This is a genomic window from Providencia sp. PROV003 (assembly GCF_045040775.1).
GTDB classification, from domain to species: Bacteria; Pseudomonadota; Gammaproteobacteria; order Enterobacterales; family Enterobacteriaceae; genus Providencia; species Providencia huashanensis.
This window is the reverse complement of sequence record NZ_CP096369.1, coordinates 3,239,626-3,264,029: the sequence shown is the minus strand read 5'-3', so window position 1 is coordinate 3,264,029 and position 24,404 is coordinate 3,239,626. Positions and strand designations below refer to the sequence as shown.

The following is a 24,404-nucleotide window of genomic DNA, read 5'->3' as shown; positions in this document are numbered from 1 at the left end:
CTATATCCCTCTTTTCTTACCTGAAATACTCACGGGCCCTAATGGGTACGGTTGACCAGGATTATCCATAACTTGTTGATAATCAGCTCTAGCACCAGGGAACCCAATTAATTTCCACGAAGCCATCGTTTGATTTCCGCCATGAATCGGGTCAGAAAAATAGCCCTCTTTTGTATTTTCAAGCATTTGTGTGAAGAACAGTTCGCTTGGAACGGATGAAAGTTCAAGCGCGCCATTTTCAAGCTGAGTGAGTATTTCATCTTGCTCTGCCGTTTCTAGTTCAGCGAACATTTTATTGTGGTGTTGTTGACACCATACATTGACATCCTGAATCCCATTGCGCCATAAATCACGAGGGGTTAACGGAGATTGATAACCTAATTCTGGAACACTAGTTGCAAAGGGGCCATGCATATACCAAAGATGCCCATATCCATAAGGTTGTTCCATTTGTTTATCAATAAAAATAGGGATACCTTCATCGACGGCACCTGGGCCATATTGGTCGGCAGGAATAAGCCTATTGGTGGCAGCAAGAACGAATTGCCACTCAATTTCATTAAAAAAAAGCGGGGAATATAGCGTTGATAAATTATTGGGTGAATGAGATGTAGCAGCTAAACTGTCCATGGTTATTAGATTGCTGCCTAGCGCGGTAAGCGGAATGATAGCTAATGTTTTTTGTAAAAAAATTCGCCTAGGAGGTACGTTTTCTTTTTTGCTCATATTACTATCCCAGTTATGATCTATTAATTTAAATAAACACATAAGTTTCTTTTAGTGTGCGATAGAAGATAGAACTATCTAAAATTTATAGTCGTTTATTTCAATGAGGGATATTTGCCTAAAAAAGGTTTCTAAATGTGTTTTATGTAACAAAACGCAGATTTTAGTGGCAATAAATTGTTAATAAGGGAAGCTGGATTGAGAAAATTGGGATGCTGCTTGAGCTATTTTATTCGCGGGCGATTGCAGACAGGAGGCAGTTTTAAATTTAAAGGGTATATTTTTAGTTTAGAGCCCCAGTTTCGTTACTAGGACTCCTAAGCTAACCCTACAATCACTTATTTTTAAATATAAAATCAATCAATTGCAGCAATTATCTTTATTTCAACTTTATATTCAGGCTTCATCAATAATGCCTGTACAGTACAACGTACAGGTGCACTTCCCGCAACGACCCATGCATCCCATGCTTGGTTCATCCCAGCAAAATCAGCTTTATCAGCCAAGAAAATTGTTGCATCGAGGATTTTGCTTTTATCCGAACCTATACGCTCTAACATGACATCAATTGCAGCAAGTGTATTGGCGGTTTGCGCCACGATATCGGCATCGAGGTTTTCTGGCACGCTGGTGTAGTAAACAACATTATTATGAATAACAGCTTCAGACCAACGATTATCTGGGTCAATACGTTTAATGGACATAATCATTCCTTATTATACATGTAACTCAAGAATAGCAGCTTGATAGCCGGATGAAAATCAGTTGTTCAACCAAGTATTAATTAGCTCAGCAGGGTAAGCCAACTCATGGTAAAGTGTGCTACTCATTTTTTTGATAAATAGGTTTTTGTTGTGCACGATGATTTTTCTGCGGATGGCTTTTTAGCCAGAACAATTCCTGGTTTTCAACCTCGTGAAGCTCAGGTTACTATGTCCAAAGCCGTAGCTGAGTCGATTGAACAGCAACAGGTGCTGGTGGCTGAAGCGGGAACGGGAACAGGAAAAACCTATGCTTATTTAGTGCCAGCATTGCGTAGTGGGAAAAAAGTTATTGTTTCAACAGGGTCAAAAGCACTACAGGATCAATTATATCATCGGGATTTACCCTCAATAATCGAAGCGATGAACTATACTGGGCGCACAGCTTTATTGAAAGGGCGCTCCAATTACTTGTGTTTAGAAAGGTTAGATCAGCAATCATTAGGTGGCGGAAGCCTCGAACCAGAAATTTTATCTGCCGTTGTTAGGTTACGTAGTTGGTCAATAGAGTCTGAGTTAGGCGACACCAGTACTTGCCATGATATTGCTGAGGATAGCCCGGTTTGGCCACTAGTCACTAGTACCAATGATAATTGTCTGGGAAGTGATTGCCCTCGTTATAAAGAGTGTTTTGTTCTCAAAGCTCGCCGTAAAGCTTTAGAAGCGGATATTGTCGTCGTCAATCATCATTTATTCATGGCGGATAGAGTCGTCAAAGATACGGGGTTTGGGGAACTAATCCCCCAAGCAGAGGTGATGATTTTTGATGAAGCACACCAAATTCCAGATATTGCCAGCCAATATTTTGGCCAACAGTTAAGTAGTCGTCAATTACTTGACCTTGCCCGGGATATGGTCATGACGTATCGAACGGAGTTGAAAGACCAAGTACAACTGCAAAAAAGTGCGGATAGGCTAACGCAAAGCACGTTAGATTTTAGGTTGAATTTGGGGGAAAACAGCTTCCGTGGGAACTTACGTGACTTACTTAAGCTACCTGCAGTGCAAAGGGCGCTGACATTACTCGATGATTCATTAGAATTATGCTATGAGGTAATTAAAACCTCTTTAGGGCGCTCTCAAAGCTTAGATTCTATTTTCGAGCGAGTGACTATGTATCGCAACCGGCTAAACCGGCTTAAAGATGTTTCTATTGCTGGCTACAGTTATTGGTTTGAAAGCTATGGACGTCATTTTTTACTCGCTTTGACCCCATTAACGGTCGCAGAAAAATTTAGTGAGATGATTAATAGCACACCTGCGAGTTGGGTTTTCACATCAGCAACGTTATCTGTCAATGAAAAGCTAAGTCATTTTACAGACCGCTTAGGTTTGGTTAAAGCCAAAACATTATTACTGGCGAGCCCATTTGATTATCAACGTCAAACGTTGTTGTGTGTGCCGCGTTTTTTACCGGAACCGAATCAACGCGGAGTTGCGCAAAAACTGGCAACGATGTTACGGCCTTTAATCGAGAAAAACCAAGGGCGGTGCTTCTTTTTGTGTACATCTCATGTGATGATGCGTGAATTAGCCGAAGAATTTAAAGCCTCATTAACGTTACCCGTATTAATGCAAGGGGAGAGCAGTAAGAACAAACTGTTATCTCAGTTTATTGCGGCAGGAAACGCTGTGTTAGTCGCAACAAGTAGTTTCTGGGAAGGGGTAGATGTACGTGGCGATGAACTTACTTGTGTGATTATTGATAAACTGCCATTTACGGCACCAGATGACCCCTTATTGAGGGCGCGAATTGAAGACTGTGAATTACGCGGTGGCGACCCTTTTGCCGATGTACAGCTACCTGATGCTGTTATTACCTTAAAACAAGGTGTTGGTCGGTTAATTCGTGATACAAGTGATTATGGTGTGATAGTGATTTGTGATAATCGCCTAGTGACTCGTCCTTATGGTGAGGTATTTTTACGCAGCCTTCCTCCATCTCCACGGACGAGAAGCGTAACCAAGGCTATCGAATTTCTTGAAGAAAAAAGGCGACAGTCTCCCTAAAAAGAGTCAATTCCTTGGCGTTTTTCTGCTGTTACGGAAGTTGTTTGTGTTAATATGCATAACATCTTTTAATCAAAAATTATTAATTTGCCGGAGTTTAGGCATGTCGACCCGTATTCTTGCTGTTGATACAGCAACCGAAGCATGTTCAGTTGCACTTTGGGGTGATGGTGAAATCATTTCACGCTTTGCTATTTCCCCTCGTGAACATACACAAAAAGTTTTACCCATGGTTGAAGAGGTTTTGGCCGAAGCAGGTATGGGGCTAAACCAGTTAGATGCATTAGCATTTGGTCGTGGCCCGGGTAGTTTCACGGGAGTGCGCATTGGTGTAGGGATAGCACAAGGGTTAGCATTAGGTGCTGATTTGCCAATGATTGGTGTTTCTTCATTAATGACACTCGCTCAAGGTGCATTACGTCTCACGGGGCAAACGCAAGTCCTAGTTGCCATTGATGCACGTATGTCTGAAATCTATTGTGCTCAATATCAATATGTTGTAGATAGGCAATGGTTAGGTGAAGGCACAGAAGCTGTTCTACAACCTGATGACTTTAAAGCCCAATTCACCTCATTGACTGGGCAATGGTGCTATGCCGGTACAGGTTGGGCAGCTTATCCAACATTATTAGCTGGCGATAAGGCATTGAGTGATAGTCAGGTGACGTTACCTGATGCGCAAGACATGCTGCCAATTGCTGCACAGTTATGGCAACAAGGTAAAGCGATTGCAGTTGAAAATGTAGAACCAACTTATTTGCGTAATGAAGTGACTTGGAAAAAATTGCCCGGTAGAGAATAAGTTCAGCAGAAGTCATCAAAAATTGAATTGGCTGTATCTTATCACTAAATATATAGCCAATTTATTATCTAATTTAGGTAATACATAATATCTTGATAAATTAAAATACAAATCGAATTGTTTAAAAAGATAGGTTATTATTAAAAGGTAATGTATGCCTGTTTAACATATTGTGTTGTCTCAAATTAAGACTATTTTAAACAACACAATATAAAATTATACTATTGCTAATCGGAGGTGGTCTATGAATATTGAATTAAACTGCCGCACTGCACTTAAAGGTCTTTTTGTCGCAAGCGTATTAGCACTAACAGGGTGCGTCTCGATACCCGCATCAATTCAAGGGTCGGTACAAAACCCTACGGATAACTTAACATCCGTACAAAATGCACCTGAAATGTATATTGGTCAAGAGGCACGCTTTGGTGGAAAAGTCCTTGCTGTGGCAAATGAGCCGACAAGGACTCGCTTAGAAATTGCGGTGATGGCATTGAGTAAATACGATGCTGCACCTGAACTCAATGCTCCATCTATTGGTCGTATATATGCTTATTTGAATGGTTTCCGTGAGCCGAGTGATTTCACTAATCGTTACGTCACGGTAGTCGGTAAAATCACTGGTGAACAACCAGGTAAAGTCGGGCAAGTTCCTTACAAATATGTCACTTTAGATGTGACAGGTTTTCAACGTTGGAATATTGCACAAAGTGTTATGATACCACCGAGTGGGCCGTGGAATTATGGCTACTACGGGGACCCTTACTATTATAACCATCCTTGGGGGTGGGGATATGGCTATCCAGGCGGCCCGGCTCAGGTTCACACTTACTTAACTGAGTAATATTTTATCTCTGTTTTTGAACTTAAGACTCACTAAGTAAAAAGGAAAAGGCTGTTACCTTTAAAGTAATGGCCTTTTTTTGTGCTTGAAGATAAATAATGGCGTTCTTCGGCAGTCTTTTATACCACTAAAACTATCTTTTTTTGATATGGCAAGTTATTAAGCATCGATAAGCTCTCCAAACTTAGTGTAGTTCGGTGTATAATTACGTTATCTTGTATAGATTTACATCTATTTAATTAATCTTAAGACAAACAAGGCGGCATAGACCGCCTTGTTTTTTCTTAGAAGAATAAAATTTATTTAGTGATAGAGGTCTCAACCTTGACATTGTCTGTTTTTCAAACTGGTACGCTGAGTTAATAATTTGTTAAAACATGTGTTGAGTATAATAAATTCACTAAATTCAGGAGTAACATTTTGGAAAAAATCTGGCTAAAAAATTACCCTACTGATGTGCCGGAAGAAATCAATCCTGATCGCTTTGCCTCTTTGGCTGAGTTACTTGAAAACGCGGTTTCTCAATATGCTGATCAGCCTGCATTTATCAATATGGGCGCAGTCATGACTTATCGGAAGCTGGAGGAAAGAAGCCGTGCTTTCGCTGCTTATTTGCAAAATGGGCTTGGTCTAAAAAAAGGGGATCGTGTTGCATTAATGATGCCGAACCTCTTGCAGTACCCTATTGCTTTGTTTGGGATATTGCGGGCAGGTATGGTAGTGGTGAATGTTAATCCACTGTATACACCGCGAGAACTAGAACATCAACTAAACGATAGCGGTGCCGCAGCGATTGTGATTGTGTCGAATTTTGCTCATACGCTAGAAAAAATTGTTTATAACACCAAAGTTAAGCATGTCATTTTGACGCGAATGGGCGATCAACTCTCACGACCAAAAGCGACCATTGTGGATTTTGTTGTTAAGTATGTGAAACGCTTAGTTCCTAAATACAATTTACCCGATGCCATATCATTTCGTCGTGCAATGCATTATGGCTATCGTATGCAATATATTAAACCAAACATTGCAGGTAGTGATTTGGCTTTCTTGCAATACACGGGGGGAACAACAGGGGTTGCCAAAGGCGCGATGTTAACCCATCGCAATATGTTAGCGAATTTAGAACAAGCGAGAGCAGCTTACGGCCCTGTGTTGAAGTTTGGGGAAGAGTTTGTTGTGACTGCATTACCTCTTTACCATGTATTTGCGCTGATGGTGAACTGTTTGTTATTCATCAATGTTGGGGGAGTCAATTTACTTATAACTAACCCGCGTGATGTACCAGACACGGTGAAGCAATTAGGGCGTTATCCTGTTACATCCATTACTGGGGTGAATACATTATTTAATGCATGGCTTCATAATGATGAATTTAAGAAGTTAGATTTTTCACGTTTACGTCTTTCGGTTGGTGGGGGGATGCCAGTACAAAAAGCAGTGGCTGAAAAATGGCAGCAGCTCACCGGGAAACATTTGCTTGAAGGGTATGGTTTGACAGAATGTTCACCATTAGTGACGGGGAACCCCTATACCTTAACGTCTTATAGTGGAAGTATTGGTTTACCTGTTCCATCAACTGATGTTAAATTCCTTGATGATGATGGTCATGAAGTTGCCATTGGTGAACCCGGTGAAATGTGGGTAAAAGGCCCTCAGGTTATGAAAGGGTATTGGAATCGCCCTGACTCAACCGCGGAGGCCATCGTTGATGGCTGGTTAGCGACAGGGGATATCGCTGAAATAGATACTGAAGGCTATATTCGCATTGTTGATCGCAAAAAGGACATGATTATTGTTTCTGGTTTTAATGTTTATCCAAATGAAATTGAAGATGTCATTTCGGCACACCCTGATGTGATTGAATGCGCTGCAATTGGTGTTCCTAGCGAAAGTACAGGGGAAGCCGTTAAAGTGTTTGTTGTGACGAAAAATACGAATTTAACTGCTGATGAACTTAAAACCTTTTGCCGTCGTTCGTTAACCGCGTATAAAGTGCCTAAGTTATTTGAATTTCGTGATGAATTACCAAAATCTAACGTAGGTAAAATTTTACGTAAAGATCTGCGTGATGAAGAAAAATTGCAAAGAGATAAAACACCAGTATGATGATGGTTTAGTCTCATAAAGATAATAAGTAACGCCGGTTTATACCGGCGTTACTGTGATGAAAATATAAAAAGAGAAACTTGTTTTGAATTATCGTTTAGTAACTACAGATAGTGAACTAGCCCAAATATGTCAAGAAGCGAGCCATGCGCCATGGCTTGCGTTGGATACCGAGTTTGTTCGTACCAGAACGTATTATCCTCAATTAGGTTTGCTACAGCTGTATGATGGAAAGCAAGTTTCGTTGATTGACCCGTTATCAATAACGGATTTTAGCCCGTTCAAAGCACTTTTGACTAACCCAAATCAAATTAAGTTCTTACATGCGGGCAGTGAAGATCTCGAAGTCTTTATGCATGATTTCGGCTGCGTTCCTGAACCCATGATTGACACGCAAATTATAGCGGCTTTTTTAGGGTATCCTATTTCGTGTGGTTTTGCGTCGTTGGTATCAGAACATCTGGGAATTGAGTTGGATAAAAGTGAGTCTCGTACTGATTGGTTAGCGCGCCCATTGAGTGAAAAACAGTGTGATTACGCAACAGCGGATGTGCTGTATTTACTACCATTAGCTGAAATCCTGATGGCTAAAGTGATGGAGGCTGGGTATTTAGAAGATGTTAAAGATGAGTGCCAACGTGTTGTCGCTCGTCGTCAAAAAACACTCAAACCGGAAAAAGCATACCTAAATATTCATAATGCTTGGCAATTACGTGATGAACAACTCGCGTGTTTACAGTTACTCGCGGCATGGCGATTAAATCAGGCAAAAGCTCGTGATATGGCAATTAACTTTGTTGTAAAAGAAGAGCACTTGTGGAAAGTGGCTCGTTTTTTACCGGGTTCTCTCGGCGAACTTGATAGCTTAGGTTTGACGGGGCAAGAAATCCGTTGTCACGGTAAGCGTTTGTTAGCTATTGTGGATCAAGCTAAAAAACTTGATGCAAGCCAATATCCTGCACCTGTGGCAAATATTACTGAACAAAGTGAATATAAAAATCTCTTTAAAGAAATTAAAGCTATCGTCAAAGATATCGCTGAAAATGAAAAATTTAATGCAGAATTATTAGCCTCAAGAAGGCAGATTAACCAGTTACTTTCTTTACATTGGGGGCTAAAAACTTCGGCAACGCCCCCTGAGCTTCTCGATGGTTGGCGTGGAAAGTTGCTTGCAAAACCTATTTCAAAGTTACTAACAAACGTATAATCGTTTAAGGTACAGGGGGTTTTCCCTTGTACCTACTAAAAACATCCTTTTCAGTTATATTATCATTTCATTTAATTACTCTAACAAATAAATTCTAGTTAATCGTCTGCTATATTTAAATTAAAATTGGTTTTTAATTAAATTTACTCTTAAAAATAAACAAACAAAAAAGAGTAAAGGGGGATAATATAATTAATTACTATAAGGTTATTTTTTAATAAACTGAAAATAAACCACTATTTCACGTTTTTTGTATGCAGTTATTGTCTCATTATTGCTACATGGTGGGCTAACTTATTACAGTCTACGGAGCAGTTCAGTATCTGCAAAAATATTGGTACCGATTAATTCAGATGTCATAACGGTTGCTTTATCTCAATTACTGGTTGAAAAACAAATCGCTAAAACTGAAGACCCCCTTGTTGGTTCGAGTGGATTAATGAGTTCGCCAGTTGAATTGGAAAGCGCACTAATTGAGGTCGCAAAAAAACAGTGAAACGTATAGCAAAGACAGGTCATCAAAAACAAAAATTAATTTGAATCAGCCCAAGAAAAGCTCATAGAGTGAGAATAAATTGAACAGCCTATCTTATTATTTCTCATTAGAGAAATAATAAGATAGAAAGACTGGCATCACAGCGATGTAATGCTTGGGTTGAAAAGCAAGCCGCCATAGTAAATAGCGGCTTCTTTGCAAATTATTTTTCAGCTGTTGAACTTTTTATTTCGTCACCTTCAGGTAACGTAACATTGAGCTCTAGAACAGAGATATCATCGCCTTTTTGTTCAAACTGCACTGATAACATATCAGGGTCAACCTGAACATATTTACAAATAACTTGCAGAATATCGCGTTTCATATCGGCCAGATATGGGGGTTCACTATCACCACGGCGACGTTCTGCAACGATGATTTGCAATCGCTCTTTTGCGATATTCGCTGTCGGTTTTTTTCTCGACAGAAAGAAATCCAATAAAGCCATTATTTATCCCCCAAATAGGCGTTTTAAGAAACCTTTTTTCTCTTCTTCAATGAAACGGATAGGGCGTTCTTCGCCTAAAATACGTGCAACACAATCATCATACGCTTGGCCCGCTTCGGACTCAGTATCTAAAATAACGGGTTCACCTTGGTTAGATGAGCGCAGTACCGATTGATCTTCAGGAATAACACCAATTAAAGGAATGCAAAGGATTTCAAGTACATCTTCCATACTTAGCATATCACCGCGGGTAACACGGCCTGGGTTATAACGAGTCAGTAGTAAATGTTCTTTAATTGGCTCTTCACCTCTTTCAGCACGACGTGATTTAGAGGCTAAAATACCTAAAATACGGTCAGAGTCACGGACGGAAGAAACTTCTGGGTTTGTAGTAATAATAGCTTCATCAGCAAAGTAGAGCGCCATTAATGCGCCACTTTCAATACCAGCTGGTGAGTCACAAACGATAAAGTCAAAGCCCAAGTTATCACTTAATTCATCAAGGACTTTAGCGACCCCCTCACGAGTTAATGCATCTTTGTCGCGAGTTTGTGAAGCGGGTAAAATAAATAGGTTTTCGGTGCGTTTATCTTTAATCAGTGCCTGATTTAGGGTAGCGTCACCTTGGATGACGTTCACGAAGTCATACACTACTCGACGTTCACACCCCATAATAAGGTCAAGGTTACGTAGGCCGATATCAAAATCGATCACTACCGTTTTGTTTCCTTTTTGTGCCAGGCCAGTAGCTATGGCCGCGCTTGAAGTGGTTTTACCAACGCCACCTTTACCAGAAGTCACTACAATTATGCGTGCCATGAATAATTCCTTGTAAATAAGGTCTAAATTAAATATTCGATGTTAAGTTTATTATCAACTAAACGAAGTTTAGTTGCTTTGGCAAGATAATCAGCAGGGATTTGATCGCTCAACCAATATTCACCTGCAATTGAAACTAATTCAGCTTGCAAGTGAGTACAGTAAATCTGGCTTTCAACATCACCAGAGGCACCTGCTAATGCGCGACCTCTCATCATGCCATATATATGAATATTACCATCTGCTAACAGTTCTGCACCTGCGCTCACATTACTTGTGACGATTAGATCACTATTTGGTGCGTAAATGCGTTGCCCAGAACGAACAGGGGTATTTATAATTCGAGTTTTACGATACAGCGGCTCAGTTTGAACCGTCGTAACCTGAGTTTCAGCTTGCACTTCAACAGGTTTTTGGCTTTTACCTTCATTCAATACCGGTAAACCAACATCATTTGCTTTTTGTCGTAACTGTGGGTCAGTACATCCGCTGACACCGACAATTCGTAAACCAGCTGAAATAACGGACTTGTGAATACTCGATAAGTCTACATTTGGTGATAGTTCAGCAATATTAATTACGACAGGGGCATTTTTAAAGAAGTCAGGAGCTTGACTTACTTTATCTTGCAGCGCTTTTTTGATGAGTTTAGGCTCTTCACTGTATAAGTGAATTACTGAAAGAGTAAAACTGCTGCCTTTAAGTTCTATTGGCGATTGTGGCATCTATCTAGACTCAGCAAATTAAAATTTCCGAAACAATCCTCGGGTGAAGATATTCTGTAAAACAATAGCATGTTATAGTTACTGTATTCTTCAAGCAAGCTAATGAACTAAGAAAAAGAGTTAAATATAATGATTTGTGCAATTTATAGAAGCCCTAAGCGTGAGCAAACTTATCTTTATATTGAAAAGAAAGATGATTTTTCACGGGTTCCTGAGGACTTATTAGCCCAATTTGGAACACCACAATTTGCTATGCTTATTGCGTTGGATAAACGCGACAGGCTTGCCAATGCTGACTTAGCACGTGTTAAGGCCGATCTTATCGATGTTGGTTATTACCTACAATTCCCACCTCCGGTGGAAAATTTGCTTTCAGAACACAAAGAACTGAATAACTGAAGCAAATTAAGAAAATCCTGAAAAGTAATTCTGTCTGGAGGATACGAATGAAACCAACATTATTATATACATTAGTCGCTGGTTTGCTTTTAGCAAGTTGTTCTGCGACACAACCTGAATCCGTGGTAACTCAACCGATTACTGCAAAACAAAACGAGGCAATAATTCAAGAAGTTGCCGCGCTAGATAAAGCATTTCCAATTGAACAACGTGAACCAGAGCAATTTCCTGCCTATGTGGAATTACTAAAAGAACATGCTGTTGCACAAGGGATTAAACCCGCAACGATTGAGCGAGCCTTTGCTAATATACATTTTATAGAGCGAGTGGTAAAAGCAGATAAAGGTCAGCCAGAAAAAAGAGCGACCGTTACATTAGCCAGCTATTTAAAAAATGTCTTGCCACAATCACGGGTTAACGCAGGGTATAATAAATACTTAGAAAATAAAAACTTGTTGGATTCCACTAGCCAAAAATATGGGGTGCCACCCCAATTTATTGTATCGTTATGGGGATTAGAAAGTGGATTTGGGCGCTCTCAAGGGAAAGAGGATGTCATTTCTGCTCTTGCGACACTGTCGTTCGAAGGGCGTAGAGAGGCGCTTTTTAGTAAACAATTATTAGCCGCACTTGAAATAATGGATAAAGGCTTCATTCCAGAAGACCAGCAATTGAAAGGTTCATGGGCCGGGGCGATGGGGCAGAGCCAATTTATGCCAACCTCATACTTATCCTATGCCGCAGATGGCGATGGCGATGGGAAAATGGATATATGGGCTAATAAGGCCGATGTTTTTGCCTCTATTGCCAATTACCTATCAACTGAGGGCTGGCAATCACAATTACCTTGGGGTTATCAAGTCACTTTACCTGCTGATTTCAATCGAACTCTGGAAGGCGTAAAAACTGAACAAGGGAAAACAGTGAGCGAATGGCAACAATTAGGTGTTAAATTGCCTACAAGTGCGCAATTATCTCCAGACGTGAAAACATGGGTAGTTATCCCTGATGATCCAGAAGGGAGAACATTTTTAGTGACTGAAAACTTTCGCACCATTATGCATTGGAACCGCTCATATTATTTTGCACTGAGTGTTTGTATGATGGCAGATGGCATCGCTAACAAAATAAAATAATGATAGTAGATAGGAGTCCCCTTATGTATCAACATCGTGATTGGCAAGGTGCGTTACTTGATTTCCCAGCAAACAAAGTAGTTTGTGTGGGTAGTAACTATGCAAAGCATATTAAAGAGATGGGGTCAGCGGTTCCTGAAGAGCCTGTGGTTTTTATTAAGCCAGAAACAGCTTTATGCGATATTACACAATCAATTGTTATTCCAAAAGATTTTGGTGAGGTTCACCATGAAATTGAAATGGCAATTTTAATTGGTATGCCGTTAAAAAATGCCGATGAAGACCGAGTTTCGCGTTCTATTGTCGGTTATGCAGTTGCTCTGGATTTAACATTACGGGATCTACAAGCTAAATTTAAGCAAGCAGGGCAGCCATGGGAAAAAAGCAAAGCTTTTGACGGTTCTTGCCCAATTTCTGGTTTTATTCCTGTTAGTAACCCGAATGACCTACAAAATATTGAGCTTTCTTTGGAAATTAATGGTGAAGTTCGCCAAAGCGGCTCGACGCGTGATATGATCACCCCAATTTTACCACTGATTAGCTATATGTCCCGTTTCTTTACTCTACGTGCAGGGGATGTCATTTTGACTGGGACTCCTGAAGGTGTAGGCCCATTGGCTTCTGGTGATATGCTGAAGTTATCGATAAATGATCATTCGTTGACTACTCGAATTATTTAATTATAGGATTAATTAGTATTATGTCGCAGTTTTGGCAAGTTAAAACATTGGATGAAATGACGGATGAGGAATGGGAGTCTCTCTGTGATGGGTGTGGGCAATGTTGCTTACACAAATTAATGGATGAAGACACTGATGAAATCTATTTTACTAATGTAGCTTGCAATCAGCTAAATTTAAAAACATGTCAATGTAAGCATTATGAAGACAGGTTTAGTTATGAAGCGGACTGTATTAAACTTAATCGTTATAATTTAGAAACGTTTGAGTGGTTACCCAATACGTGTGCTTATCGTTTGTTACTTGAAGGTAAGTCGCTCCCTGCTTGGCATCCATTGAAAACAGGTTCAAAAGCTGCGATGCATAGTGAGGGTATTTCGGTTCGCCATATTGCTGTAAAAGAAATTGATGTGGTGGATTGGGAAGAACACATTATGAACCGGCCTATGGGTAGGGGGTAATATTCCCCCTCATTGGTAAGGTAATTTTAATGGGTATCTCTTTACTAACCGCAGCTTTATCTATTCTCATCAATGCATCTTTATTGCCTGCTCTTGGGGTTTTTATCGAAAAATTCTGTCAGTATGCAGAGATGATGCTTTATACATTTTAGATATTATTGAGTTAAATAGAATCAATAATATCGAAAGAACTATTTTGAAATAATGTCAGTTTTAAGCATAAATATTATTTCATATGTTGACTTTAACGATAAAAAATTATTTATTAATATCACTCGATTGTTTTAGCTTATTAAAAACACTCCATTTATTAAGCTGTAATTTCCAATTAAACTGTGCCTTAGAACACATTTATTATTGTAGTTACGCAAAAAAAAGCCTATTTATAATAACAGCCGCACAACTAGCGGCTCCTTGCTTTGCTTTTATAAAGATAGTTCGCTACCCTATTTTAACAGAAGTGATTTGAGGGTCTGGAATGAAAACGTTTGGTGTTGTGCTCACAATCATTGGGTTAATTACAGCGATTATTTCTTATAATATGGATGTTAGTATCCCTATTGTTTATGGAGAGTCGATTAAAGACACAGGCTTAGCATTTGATAGGCAAAATTATATTATTGGTAGTTTGTTGGTTGCTTTTTTTGGTGTATTAATTGTTATTTTTGATAGTAGAAAGCGTAAATAATAAGGCCGCTTGGGGTGATAAGTCCTCTCTTTTTCTTACTAGATATAGACTAAAATCACTAAAATTAACTAACTATAATCCTATGTATTCCTTCCATATAGCAGAAAGAGTCTAAACCCTTAGATTCTTTTTTATCTTATCGACACAAATTGTCGTATCCAAAATAATAATGACATTTTTAATATACAACACTAACGTGTAGTATTTTTACCTACTAAAAGGTGATATTTACGGTAATTTGTTGTTAGTTTGCTATTATTTATTTATAATAAGCTGGCCTAACGTAAATAGGGGGTTGTGTGAAAAAAATATTCATTTTTACTGCGTTAATAGCAGTAGCGGGTTGTGTATCTAAAAATACTAAAACAGAGCCTCAACAAGCAGTAGGGATGCCTAATCCTGCATCGGTATATTGTGTACAATCTGGTGGTAAATCTGAGACGGTTGATACTCCTAGCGGGCAGGTTGGCTATTGTATTTTGCCTTCAAAAGAAAGAATAGAAGAATGGGAGCTATATCGTAAAGGCCATTCAAACTAACCTTCCTTTTCATCGTTATTAGCAAAGGCTCTACTCCTTATGGGCTTTTGCTATACCACCATCAGGCATTCTCCTTTTTTAGTGATTAATCATTTCAATTTATTAGCCGATATTAAATGAGTATCAATCGTTTTTTGCTCGTCATAAAGCAGATAACGGAATGATATGTTGCAGATAGTATCCGTCAACTATTCCGTATGTAGTTTAGGCGACATTTTAAGAAAGGCATATTGATTTAGTAAAGGTAAGCTAGTCGGTATATGGCAAATTATTGATATAAAATATTTTTATCTGTTAATGTCTCAAAATTGTTAAATTATGGTACTAAAATGGAGATAGCTACTTTATGTTATGTAATCGACAAAAAATGAGTGTTATTCATGGGATTGAATTGTTTGAAAAACGGTAAACTCTCCTTTTTATGCTTAAATGAGGGTAAGAAAAACATCATTTATTGATAGCTTTAAGCTTAGGATCACACTTTAACACACTATGAGAGTAAATTAGGAATATTCTTAATGATAAAAAACAGTGTATAGATCACATTTTTGGCTGTTGTTCGGTTTAGGAAAACACCCGTATTTTCATATGGTTATAAAATAGAAAAATTGACATAAGTTAGTTTATAGTTTGTGCAACTATTCTGTTTTTTTATTTTATATCAAAAACAATGATAATTTTTTCTAACATAGACTTACTTGTACAAGTTGATATTGAGTTTTTAGTAATAATTTAGAGTTGAATGAAAAGAGGATTATATTGCGATTTTATCGTCATTTTCGTTATCATTCTAAATTTCCCCTCATCATATATATTATTATTTTAATTAAAATCGATGTTTATTCCTCCAAAACACACATTTCAGAATTTTAATAACGACCAAAGCTGACTGTTGATATAAAAACTCAATTATACACTCATAGTGTTTTTTTTTAGGTTTTTAGCATAAAAATTCGGTATTAAATTTTTTTTTGAAATCGAAATTTATTACTAATATTAGTGATTATACATTAATAAAATTAATGATACTATCTTTAAAGGATGATCGTTAATGGATGTGTGTTAGTGTTATTTTGCGACTAAAAGTATCAAAATGTGTAATTTAGTATCATTTAAATATGATAAATGTATTTTTTGTTGTTCATATAAATCTAATTTATTAGGAATTAATAGATAATTAAATCTATAAGTCAATAAAATTAAGATTTTTTTCTAAAATGTAAGCGTAACACGAGTAGTTTAGTGAAATAACCATATCAAGTAATTCAATCAATAGATCAGTTTTAATAGGTGTGGCCTATTAAAAAATAAATAAGCGATGATAAAAACGATTTGATAAAACTTAAGTTATTATGTATCCTCTCTTCGAAATCATATAGAGCATATGATTATAAATTCTAAATAGGACTAATTAAGAAATACATTTATTTGCATTAATACGAATGGTTCAAAATGAAGCATAAGCTACCGGTCATACTCTATGTATGACTAGGCTCTTGCATTTATTTTTTGCCTAACAATAAAACAAAAAACTTAATCAGTTCTTTTTAATGTAAAAAATAAATACCCTCATATTAGGAAATGAAAATGAAGAAAGTACTACTGACTGCAGTTGCAACAACTATTATTGGCTTATCAACAGCTAACGCTGCAAGCACCAACGTTGGTGGTGGCCAAGTTAATTTTCACGGTAAAGTGACCGATGTTTCTTGTACTGTTTCTGTGGATGGACAAGGTAGTGATGCTAGCGTTTACTTAGCGCCAGTTTCATTAACAGAAGTTCGTGATGGTGGTGCAGATGCATTGTTAAAACCAAAATCTTTTGTTATTGACGTAACTAATTGTGTTGCAGCAGATGTTAAAGATGTAGCTAATGATTCTGCGATCGATAAAACGTTATTAAACGTTAACTGGACTGGTGGTAACTTACTGCAAGGTGCATCAGGTAACTCAGAAGGTTACTTAGCAAATACTGAAACTACAGGTGCTAAAAATATTCAATTAGCACTTTCAACTGATGATAGCTCTGACTTATCAGGTAAAATCATTCCTGGTAACCCATCTCAGAAAAAAGTTAAAGGTGACTTAACTAAAGTTGAGAATGGAGCTCGTTTCCAATACTACGTTGGTTACGCAACTTCTACACCTAAAGATGTCACAACAGGTGAAGTTAAAAGTTATGCAACTTATGAAATCACTTATCAATAAGAAAGTAATAAGTTAATTCCTTATTAGTTTTAATTACGTAAGCATTGTTTAAATATTAATTTAATCAGCATTACTTTGATAAGCGGTAGGTATACTGCCGCTTTTATTTTGAGGTTCAAATGAAAGCAATAGTATTTATCTTCTGCTTCATTTTCAGTATGCATTCATTTGCTAATAATATTATCGTTAATGGTACACGGTTTATTTATCCTGGAAATGAAAAAGAAATTACCGTGCAATTAAATAATACTGCCGATCGTCCTGCAATTGCACAAGCGTGGCTTGACACAGGTGATGCGTCAGAAACACCAGATACGATAAAAACACCATTTCAGATTACACCACCAATTTCGCGTGTAGAAGCTAAAGGTGGGCAAACGTTACGAATCAAATTAATGGATAAAGGAAGTATTCCTCAAGACCGCGAAAGCTTATGGTGGTTGAATATTTTGGATATTCCCCCTATGGCTAAAGCTAAAGAAGGGGATAGTCAGAATGTATTGCAATTAGCGATCCGTTCTAGATTTAAATTCTTTTATCGACCAACAGGGCTGAGTAGCCGTGAATTAGCGCCAGAGCAACTTGTTATAAAAGCAAATGGCAAGGGCATTATTATAGATAACCCGACACCTTACTATATTACCATTACAAAAATTTCAACAGATGGTAAATCTGGGTTAAATGAAAAAACAATTTTATTAGAACCAAAAAGTCAAACAACAGTTGAATTAAAACAAGCCGTAAGGTCAGGAAGTCATATCGTAATTAATAATATTAATGATTATGGGTCAGATATTGCGGTGAAAACCACCGTTAAATAGGAATATATAATGAAACAGCGAGAGTTAATAAATAAATATAGCAATACGCTCTCTGTGACTTGCTTTGTCACTGCATGCATGGTGCCTACATTTAATGCTTGGGGTGAAGAAGATACAACCTATGAATTTAATAGTGGTTTTATTATAGGTAGTAAGGAAGATGTTGATTTAACGCGTTTCAATTCTTCAGGGATCAGCCCCGGTAAATATTCAGTTGACGTATATACGAATAACAATTGGAAGGGGCGCTACGATCTTAATTTTGAAGAACAAAAAAACGGTCAACTAGGAGTGTGTTATACACCAGAAATGCTTTCTGACTTTGGTATTAATATTGAAAAGCTAAATCCTACGGTTAGTAAAGATAGTAATACTTGTTTACCTTTAATGGATTGGAATGATCAAAAAGACGTTGTAGATACATTTCATTCTTCTACATTGCGTTTGGATATTTCTGTTCCACAAATATATGAACAGAGAACTTCCCGTGGTTATGTTTCTCCTCAATTTTGGGAAACGGGCATTCCTGCACTAAATATCGGTTATATGGCTAACTATTATGATAACCATACCAGTGGCTCAAAGGGAACGAATAACGCTAGCGCTTATTTAGGGCTGAATGCTGGTTTAAGTTTTGATGGGTGGCTACTCAAACATATTGGAAACTTTAATTGGCAGCGTCATGGCGGGACGAATTGGAATAGCAATCAAACATATCTGCAAAAACCAATCGCCGAACTAAAATCAAAAGCGACAGCAGGGCAGTTTTATACCGATGGTGATCTCTTTGACAGTATTAGTTTGCGTGGTGCAAAACTAGCAACAGATGACAATATGTATCCTGATGGAATGGCAACATACGCGCCTGAAATCAGAGGAATAGCACAAAGTAATGCCTTAGTAACAGTAACACAAAATAACTCTATTATTTATCAAACAACGGTTTCACCTGGGCCTTTTAGCTTGACGGATGTTTATCCATCAGGTTACGGGAATGATTTGGTTGTAACAGTAAAAGAAGCTGACGGAAGTGAAAGTAGCTTTAGCGTGCCATATTCATCATTAGCACAGCTATTACGTCCTGGTTTTACACGTTATCAAGTTGCTGGTGGTAAAGCTGATGCTGATGGGTTGAGAAATCGTCCATTTATTATGCAAGGTACTATTCAACATGGTTTGAATAATACGTTTACGCTTTATGGTGGTGTCACTGCATTTGATGACTATCAAGCTTACTTAGTTGGTACTGGTGTTAACACTGGGTTTGGTGCAGTTGCTGTGGATTTAACTCAGTCTAGAACCGCATTTAAATATAGAACAGAAAATGGGCAAAGTTACCGTCTAACATTTAGTCGTTTGTTTACTCAAACGGATACTAACTTGGTATTAGCTGCTTATCGGTATTCAACGAAAGATTACTATAACGTCAGTAATGCATTATATGCGATAGATAACGATAAGCGTGGTGTAGAGAATACATTAGGACGTGAGAAAAATGGCTTTAGTTATACAGTAAATCAAAACCTTCCTGATGGTTATGGTGGGGTTTATTTTACGGGCCGTATTTCTAATTACTGGGATAAGTCAGGGACAGAAAAGCAATACCAACTGAGTTATAACAATAATTTTAATCGTCTTTCTTATGGCGTCGCATTTATGAGAGTTTATGCAGAAAATACCAATAATAAAAAAGATGACCGCATCAACTTAAACTTTAGCTACCCACTGTATTTCGGTGAGAGTCAGAGCGCAACATTAACTTCAAATACGGCATTCAATAATGAAAAATTTGGTTCCAGCCAAATCGGTGCGAGTGGTGCATTTGATAGAGATAATAATTGGACTTATGGCATAAATACTTCCGTTGCAAATGGTGGACAGAAAAATATTGGTTTGAATACGGGGTATCGTGCACCGTTTGTTAATACGAATGCGAACTATAGCCAAGGTCAGGGGTATCGTCAGTTTGGGCTTGGTGCAAATGGTTCAATGATTGTGCACTCTGAAGGCATCACATTCACACCAAATACTTCAACAACGTTGGCTTTAATTGAAGCGAAAGGTGCGGAAGGTGCATCAATCATGGGAGCTCCGGGAACACGGATTGACGGAAATGGTTATGCTGTTGCTCCTTATGTCAGAGCTTATCGCATTAATAATGTAGAAATTGATCCAAAAGGAAGTCCTGAAGATATTGTTTTTGAAAATACAGCAACGCAAGTTGTTCCTTATGAAGGGAGTATCGTTAAGGTTAAATTTGGTACTAAAGTCGAAAAGAATATCGCATTTAATGTTGTAAGAGCTGGAAATAAGCCATTGCCATTTGGGGCGAATGTTACTGATATAGATGGTGAGTCCATAGGTATCGTTGGTCAAGGTGGTACAGTATTTATTAGTAGCGAAACTGCAAAAGTGGCAATTATAAAATGGGAAAACGGGCAGTGTTCATTTTCTTTAGAAGCTGGCAATAGTAAGGAAAGTTTATGTCAATAACGAAACAAATTTGCTTGTATATCGGAGTTGGTGTGTTTCTTACCGCGAGTTATGCTTCTGCGTATTGTAATAGGACTTCAACTCGGACATATGAATTAAATATGCAGATGGGGAGAGTCGTGGTAGACCCTAACTTAAATGTTGGCGATACCATTGCGGAGCAAACATGGGATATGCGGGAAAACTCAAGTGCTATTTATGCGTATTGTACGAGGAATACACCGATAACAGCCTCCGTAACTATGCCAAGTTTAGTTCCAGTAGGGAACAAAATTTACCAGACAAATGTGCCAGGAATTGGTATGAAATTTCACCGTGAAGGTGCAGTGAGAATGACGTACCCGGATACATTTTATGCGCCTTCATCAAGTAACTATTATCTTGCGGGTTCAAAATTTATTTTAACTCTGGTGAAAACTGCTCCGGTTACCGGTTCTGGAACTATAGCGAGTGGCCTTTATACGTCTTATGGATATACTCCAAACAACAACCCGTTTTTAATTACTAAGTTAGATGCTGAAGCTATCACAATAGTTTCACCTTCTTGCCAAGTTGAAGGGGGAACTGAAAAAAATGTGTATCTTGATCCTATTAAGCGCTCACAACTGAATGGTACAGGGGCGACGGCAGGCGAAAAAGATTTTGATATTCGATTAATATGCAGTGGTGGTGTTAGCATTTCTGGTTTTACAAATGTTAATATGACTTTCAGCGGCGATATTCCAACAAATATGAATAATCGACAAGGTGTTTTGGTTAATCAGAATAAATCCAGTAGCGGAGCTACAGGGGTTGGTATTCAAGTTTTAGAACGTAAAGCTAATAAACCACTTATGTTTAATGAAAAATACAAAGTTGGACGTTTAGTTGACCGACAAACAAAATATCTTGATTTAAATTATAAAGCTCGTTATTACCAATATGGCCGTACAATTTCTGCTGGGGAAGTAAATTCTAAAATGGTTTTTAATATTACCTATGATTAAAGTTTTATACATAAATTTTGATTTAGTGTGATTATAATTAAACTAAATTTTTGGTGCTGTTCTGTAAGTTGATAAAATCAACTTTAAATAAATGGCTAATCTTTATGTAGAAGATTAGCCATTTTATTTTAATAATCTTAGAAAAATAAAAGTACAAATAACATGGCATAAAAATGCTTATGTTATTTGTACTTTATTTGTATGAACTTAATGTTTTGGTTGTATTAATATTGATCTTTAGAAGGGGCGATAACACTTTCAGCGGTGTATCTTAACTCTTGATTAAGTTCATTAGATAGTCCATTTTCGTTTGATTTTGAACTACTTACATAACCTTGAAAAAACCATTCAATAGGGCAATTTAGCGCTTCTGCGATATCAACTAAATGATTAATTGGTATTTTATTAATACCATTTTCATAACGTGATATTTGTTGTTGGCTTAAATTTAGTTTATTAGCTAAATTGGCTCCAGATAGACCTAGTTCTTTTCTCCGGTTTTTTATCTTGATACCTATTAGAGTATGAATGTCAATATGACATCCTCAATTTATATGAAGGGTTATATTTAATATTTTTAATAAGATTTACATTATATAGTATATTAAAAACTAAAGTACTTTAAAAGTTCTAATGATGATAATTATGATAAAAATCTCCATTTACAACTAATGATTAATAAAAAATAACATTATTTTTAGTAGGGGGATTGTATCACTTAATAAGTAAAAATAATTAATTTTATTTTATTACTTGAAAGTAAGGTTGTTAGCGCAAGTGGAAGATAGGAAATTTAGCTTAATACTTTCAATCTGGGCATGTTTTATATTGGAAGTACTATAGGTAACTCTATAAATACAACCAATTACGATATCTTTAATAGCAAACTATAAAATTCAAATGAAAAAGTTAAGAATGTGGTGTTATATTGTTAATTTTATGCTTAATATATTAACTCTAAATATAAGTTAACTATAAAACACACGCTTTAATAGGTTAATAATATTAATAAAATGTGAGTGTTTATTAATTTAAATAAATGCTTAAATAATCTTATATGATGACTTTTTCAAATGGGTCATGTTTTGGGTTTTGGTTCCATATATACTCCATTTTAATAGCGATATCAGTTGCTATATTTAACCCATAGAAATCATTAACAATTTGCAACGACATATCAATACCGGCACTAATACCTGAAGAGGTATAAAATTTTCCGTCATGCACCCATCTTGCACTAGGTTGCCATAAAATTTTTTTATTTAGCGATGTAACCCAGTCATAGGCTAGTTTATTGGTGGTTGCGCGAAGCCCATTTAAAAGAGGGGTTTTTGCAATGAGTGCAGATCCTGTACAAACTGAAATCACAGTATCAGCAAACTCAAATTGTTTCATTAACCATTGGATGTACCTATCGTCTTGCGATAAAGGCCGAGTGCCTTGTCCCCCTGGGATTAAAATATGTTTATAGCGAGGCTTATCTACTCGTATAGTTTCAAGTGTGACACCTTGTGAGCTAGTCATAGGTAAGCCAGATGGGGAAATAAAGTTAATTTTGCAATTATCTAAGCGGCCAAATACCTCTACAGGCCCCATGACATCAAGGGTTTCAAATTCATTAAAAAGAATGATAGCAATAGAGTCTAACGTCATAAGTCTCTCTGGCATTTCAGTAATGTGGCTATTTTGCCATGATTATTACTTCATTATTGGGATTTTGTGCACTTTATTAACACTAAAAGTAAGGGAAATTTTACAAATCATTCACACATAAACAAAATCACTAAAGTATACTGTAAATATGTATTGGTTTTTTTTACTCCCTGAACAATGAGGTTAAAAATGAAACTATATGTTTATGACCATTGCCCATTTTGTGTCAGAGCCAGAATGATTTTTGGTTTGAAAAAGTTAGCGGTAGAACAGGTTTTTTTACTGGATGATGATAAAGAAACACCTATCAGTATGATAGGTAAAAAAATGTTACCTATCTTGCAAAAAGAGGATGGCAGCTATTTACCGGAAAGCTTAGATATTGTCCATTATATTGATAGCCTTAATGAACCTAAATATGCTAATGGGGAGATTTTTCCTGAAATAGAAACTTGGTCTAAGGCTGTATCTTCAGTCGTTTATAAACTTGTGACACCTCGCTTCATTGAAACTGATTTTCCTGAAATCAGTACAACTAAAGCAAGGGAGGCTTATATTGAACGCTCTACCAAATCGCATGGTGATTTAGGAGAACTGAAGAAAGAAACTCACACTTTATTAATAGAGTTAGAACCTCAAATGTCATTATTAGATGCGTGGTTAGAAACACGTGGGGAAGTTATTGATATTAATGATTTTATTATTTTCCCGATTCTACGTAGTTTGAGTATTGTCGACGAATTGTCATTCAGTACAAATATTAGCCATTATATGACCCGTATTGCAGAAGCCGCGAAGATTAATTTACTGTTTGACCAAGCCAAATAATTTTTGTGTTAAATGAAAAATGCCTCCCAACAGGAGGCATTTTAGTCAATGGAATGCAAACAGTGAGTAGGTAATCTTGCCTGTTAATTCATATAATCACGTAAGGTATACACGAGTTTGTAATGCCCTTGAATCAAGACAAGTTGATTATTTTTCAACGTAACAGTTGCACCATCAGTTAACATTCGTTTTATTAATGGGTCCCATTTTGATAAATCTTCATCGACACATTCAAGTTCTGTTTTATTTAGATCTTTAACGGTAATTTTAGCATTGTTAATATTACCGAACCCGTTGAAATCATTGCACATTGATGCTGAAATAAACATTTTTTCACCAAAAGAAATAGATGGCGTTGTTTGTTTATTTTGAATCGTTTTGCCGTCAACTTCGGTCAGAATAAAACGATGGTGCATTAATTTATTTCTAAGCTCTTGGTCGTCATTTCTGGCATTCACTTGATGTGTTTGGCAAGCGGCTAATAGTACACTTAAAATTGTAAGTGGAATTAGGTGTTTCATTGTTCCAT

At 37.2% G+C, this 24,404-nt stretch carries 25 protein-coding genes; 17 read left to right on the top strand and 8 right to left on the bottom strand.

Annotated elements, in window-relative coordinates; translation table 11 throughout:
- A complete protein-coding gene (locus M1F14_RS14945) occupies window positions 1–726 on the bottom strand; it encodes a gluconate 2-dehydrogenase subunit 3 family protein (protein WP_048607134.1) in 726 nt (241 codons plus the stop codon).
- Window positions 727–1,082: 356 nt separating this feature from the next.
- Window positions 1,083–1,430: a RidA family protein gene (locus tag M1F14_RS14940; protein WP_042843880.1), complete on the bottom strand. Its 348-nt coding sequence runs from the start codon at window positions 1,428–1,430 to the stop codon at window positions 1,083–1,085.
- Window positions 1,431–1,580: 150 nt separating this feature from the next.
- On the opposite strand from M1F14_RS14940, the gene M1F14_RS14935 reads away from it, so the two are divergent.
- The 6 genes from M1F14_RS14935 to M1F14_RS14910 all read left to right on the top strand — a co-directional run bounded on the left by M1F14_RS14935 (window position 1,581) and on the right by M1F14_RS14910 (window position 8,952).
- The gene (locus M1F14_RS14935; RefSeq protein WP_048607135.1) at window positions 1,581–3,497 is read left to right on the top strand and encodes an ATP-dependent DNA helicase; all 1,917 of its coding nucleotides are present in this window, start codon (window positions 1,581–1,583) and stop codon (window positions 3,495–3,497) included.
- Window positions 3,498–3,600: 103 nt separating this feature from the next.
- Complete coding sequence (gene tsaB / locus M1F14_RS14930; protein ID WP_181469256.1) at window positions 3,601–4,299, top strand: tRNA (adenosine(37)-N6)-threonylcarbamoyltransferase complex dimerization subunit type 1 TsaB; 699 nt, start codon at window positions 3,601–3,603, stop codon at window positions 4,297–4,299.
- Between the two features lie 244 nt (window positions 4,300–4,543).
- Window positions 4,544–5,140, top strand: coding sequence for a Slp family lipoprotein (locus tag M1F14_RS14925; RefSeq protein WP_042843877.1), 597 nt, complete (start codon window positions 4,544–4,546; stop codon window positions 5,138–5,140).
- A 420-nt stretch (window positions 5,141–5,560) separates the two neighbouring features.
- A complete protein-coding gene (fadD, locus tag M1F14_RS14920) occupies window positions 5,561–7,249 on the top strand; it encodes a long-chain-fatty-acid--CoA ligase FadD (RefSeq protein WP_042843876.1) in 1,689 nt (562 codons plus the stop codon).
- Between the two features lie 85 nt (window positions 7,250–7,334).
- Window positions 7,335–8,456, top strand: coding sequence for a ribonuclease D (gene rnd / locus M1F14_RS14915; RefSeq protein ID WP_042843875.1), 1,122 nt, complete (start codon window positions 7,335–7,337; stop codon window positions 8,454–8,456).
- Window positions 8,457–8,706: 250 nt separating this feature from the next.
- Window positions 8,707–8,952 carry a hypothetical protein gene (locus M1F14_RS14910; RefSeq protein WP_042843874.1) on the top strand — a complete coding sequence of 82 codons (246 nt, stop codon included), beginning with the start codon at window positions 8,707–8,709 and terminating at the stop codon, window positions 8,950–8,952.
- 202 nt (window positions 8,953–9,154) lie between these two features.
- Here the strand turns inward: M1F14_RS14910 and minE are convergent, their stop codons facing one another.
- From minE to minC, 3 genes are read right to left on the bottom strand one after another with little or no spacing between them, the layout of a single operon-like run.
- Window positions 9,155–9,439, bottom strand: a complete 285-nt coding sequence (gene minE, locus M1F14_RS14905; protein ID WP_042843873.1) for a cell division topological specificity factor MinE — start codon at window positions 9,437–9,439, stop codon at window positions 9,155–9,157.
- A 3-nt stretch (window positions 9,440–9,442) separates the two neighbouring features.
- Window positions 9,443–10,258, bottom strand: a complete 816-nt coding sequence (gene minD, locus M1F14_RS14900) for a septum site-determining protein MinD (protein ID WP_042843872.1) — start codon at window positions 10,256–10,258, stop codon at window positions 9,443–9,445.
- A gap of 23 nt (window positions 10,259–10,281) precedes the next feature.
- Window positions 10,282–10,983, bottom strand: a complete 702-nt coding sequence (minC, locus tag M1F14_RS14895) for a septum site-determining protein MinC (RefSeq protein ID WP_042843871.1) — start codon at window positions 10,981–10,983, stop codon at window positions 10,282–10,284.
- Between the two features lie 129 nt (window positions 10,984–11,112).
- Here minC and M1F14_RS14890 point away from each other — a divergent pair, with 129 nt between their 5' ends.
- The 10 genes from M1F14_RS14890 (at window position 11,113) to M1F14_RS14845 (ending at window position 21,394) form a co-directional block, all read left to right on the top strand.
- Window positions 11,113–11,382: a YcgL domain-containing protein gene (locus tag M1F14_RS14890; RefSeq protein WP_042843869.1), complete on the top strand. Its 270-nt coding sequence runs from the start codon at window positions 11,113–11,115 to the stop codon at window positions 11,380–11,382.
- 47 nt (window positions 11,383–11,429) lie between these two features.
- A complete protein-coding gene (locus M1F14_RS14885; RefSeq protein ID WP_042843868.1) occupies window positions 11,430–12,518 on the top strand; it encodes a lytic transglycosylase domain-containing protein in 1,089 nt (362 codons plus the stop codon).
- 23 nt (window positions 12,519–12,541) lie between these two features.
- Window positions 12,542–13,198 (top strand): fumarylacetoacetate hydrolase family protein, encoded by a 657-nt coding sequence (locus M1F14_RS14880; protein ID WP_042843866.1) that lies wholly within the window; start codon window positions 12,542–12,544, stop codon window positions 13,196–13,198.
- A gap of 20 nt (window positions 13,199–13,218) precedes the next feature.
- On the top strand, window positions 13,219–13,659 hold the full coding sequence (locus tag M1F14_RS14875; protein WP_042843865.1) for a YcgN family cysteine cluster protein: 441 nt from the start codon (window positions 13,219–13,221) through the stop codon (window positions 13,657–13,659).
- Between the two features lie 478 nt (window positions 13,660–14,137).
- Window positions 14,138–14,347: a hypothetical protein gene (locus tag M1F14_RS14870; RefSeq protein ID WP_042843864.1), complete on the top strand. Its 210-nt coding sequence runs from the start codon at window positions 14,138–14,140 to the stop codon at window positions 14,345–14,347.
- A 299-nt stretch (window positions 14,348–14,646) separates the two neighbouring features.
- Window positions 14,647–14,886, top strand: coding sequence for a DUF333 domain-containing protein (locus M1F14_RS14865; RefSeq protein WP_042843863.1), 240 nt, complete (start codon window positions 14,647–14,649; stop codon window positions 14,884–14,886).
- Between the two features lie 1,587 nt (window positions 14,887–16,473).
- Window positions 16,474–17,094, top strand: coding sequence for a fimbrial protein (locus M1F14_RS14860; protein WP_036957782.1), 621 nt, complete (start codon window positions 16,474–16,476; stop codon window positions 17,092–17,094).
- Window positions 17,095–17,213: 119 nt separating this feature from the next.
- Window positions 17,214–17,915, top strand: a complete 702-nt coding sequence (locus M1F14_RS14855; protein ID WP_042843861.1) for a molecular chaperone — start codon at window positions 17,214–17,216, stop codon at window positions 17,913–17,915.
- Between the two features lie 9 nt (window positions 17,916–17,924).
- Entirely contained in the window at window positions 17,925–20,408 is a 2,484-nt protein-coding gene (locus M1F14_RS14850; protein ID WP_181469257.1) for a fimbria/pilus outer membrane usher protein, read from the top strand.
- 119 nt (window positions 20,409–20,527) lie between these two features.
- Complete coding sequence (locus M1F14_RS14845) at window positions 20,528–21,394, top strand: fimbrial protein (protein WP_232370529.1); 867 nt, start codon at window positions 20,528–20,530, stop codon at window positions 21,392–21,394.
- A gap of 224 nt (window positions 21,395–21,618) precedes the next feature.
- On the opposite strand, the gene M1F14_RS14840 is transcribed toward M1F14_RS14845, so the two are convergent.
- Together M1F14_RS14840 and M1F14_RS14835 are read right to left on the bottom strand one after the other, a co-directional pair.
- Complete coding sequence (locus tag M1F14_RS14840; RefSeq protein WP_232370534.1) at window positions 21,619–21,900, bottom strand: helix-turn-helix domain-containing protein; 282 nt, start codon at window positions 21,898–21,900, stop codon at window positions 21,619–21,621.
- A gap of 547 nt (window positions 21,901–22,447) precedes the next feature.
- A complete protein-coding gene (locus M1F14_RS14835; protein ID WP_129465883.1) occupies window positions 22,448–23,047 on the bottom strand; it encodes a DJ-1/PfpI family protein in 600 nt (199 codons plus the stop codon).
- Between the two features lie 189 nt (window positions 23,048–23,236).
- Between M1F14_RS14835 and grxB the strand changes: the two genes are divergently transcribed.
- Window positions 23,237–23,875, top strand: coding sequence for a glutaredoxin 2 (gene grxB / locus M1F14_RS14830; protein ID WP_181469259.1), 639 nt, complete (start codon window positions 23,237–23,239; stop codon window positions 23,873–23,875).
- Between the two features lie 83 nt (window positions 23,876–23,958).
- On the opposite strand, the gene M1F14_RS14825 is transcribed toward grxB, so the two are convergent.
- Window positions 23,959–24,396: an META domain-containing protein gene (locus tag M1F14_RS14825; RefSeq protein ID WP_042843855.1), complete on the bottom strand. Its 438-nt coding sequence runs from the start codon at window positions 24,394–24,396 to the stop codon at window positions 23,959–23,961.
- Window positions 24,397–24,404 lie beyond the last annotated feature (8 nt).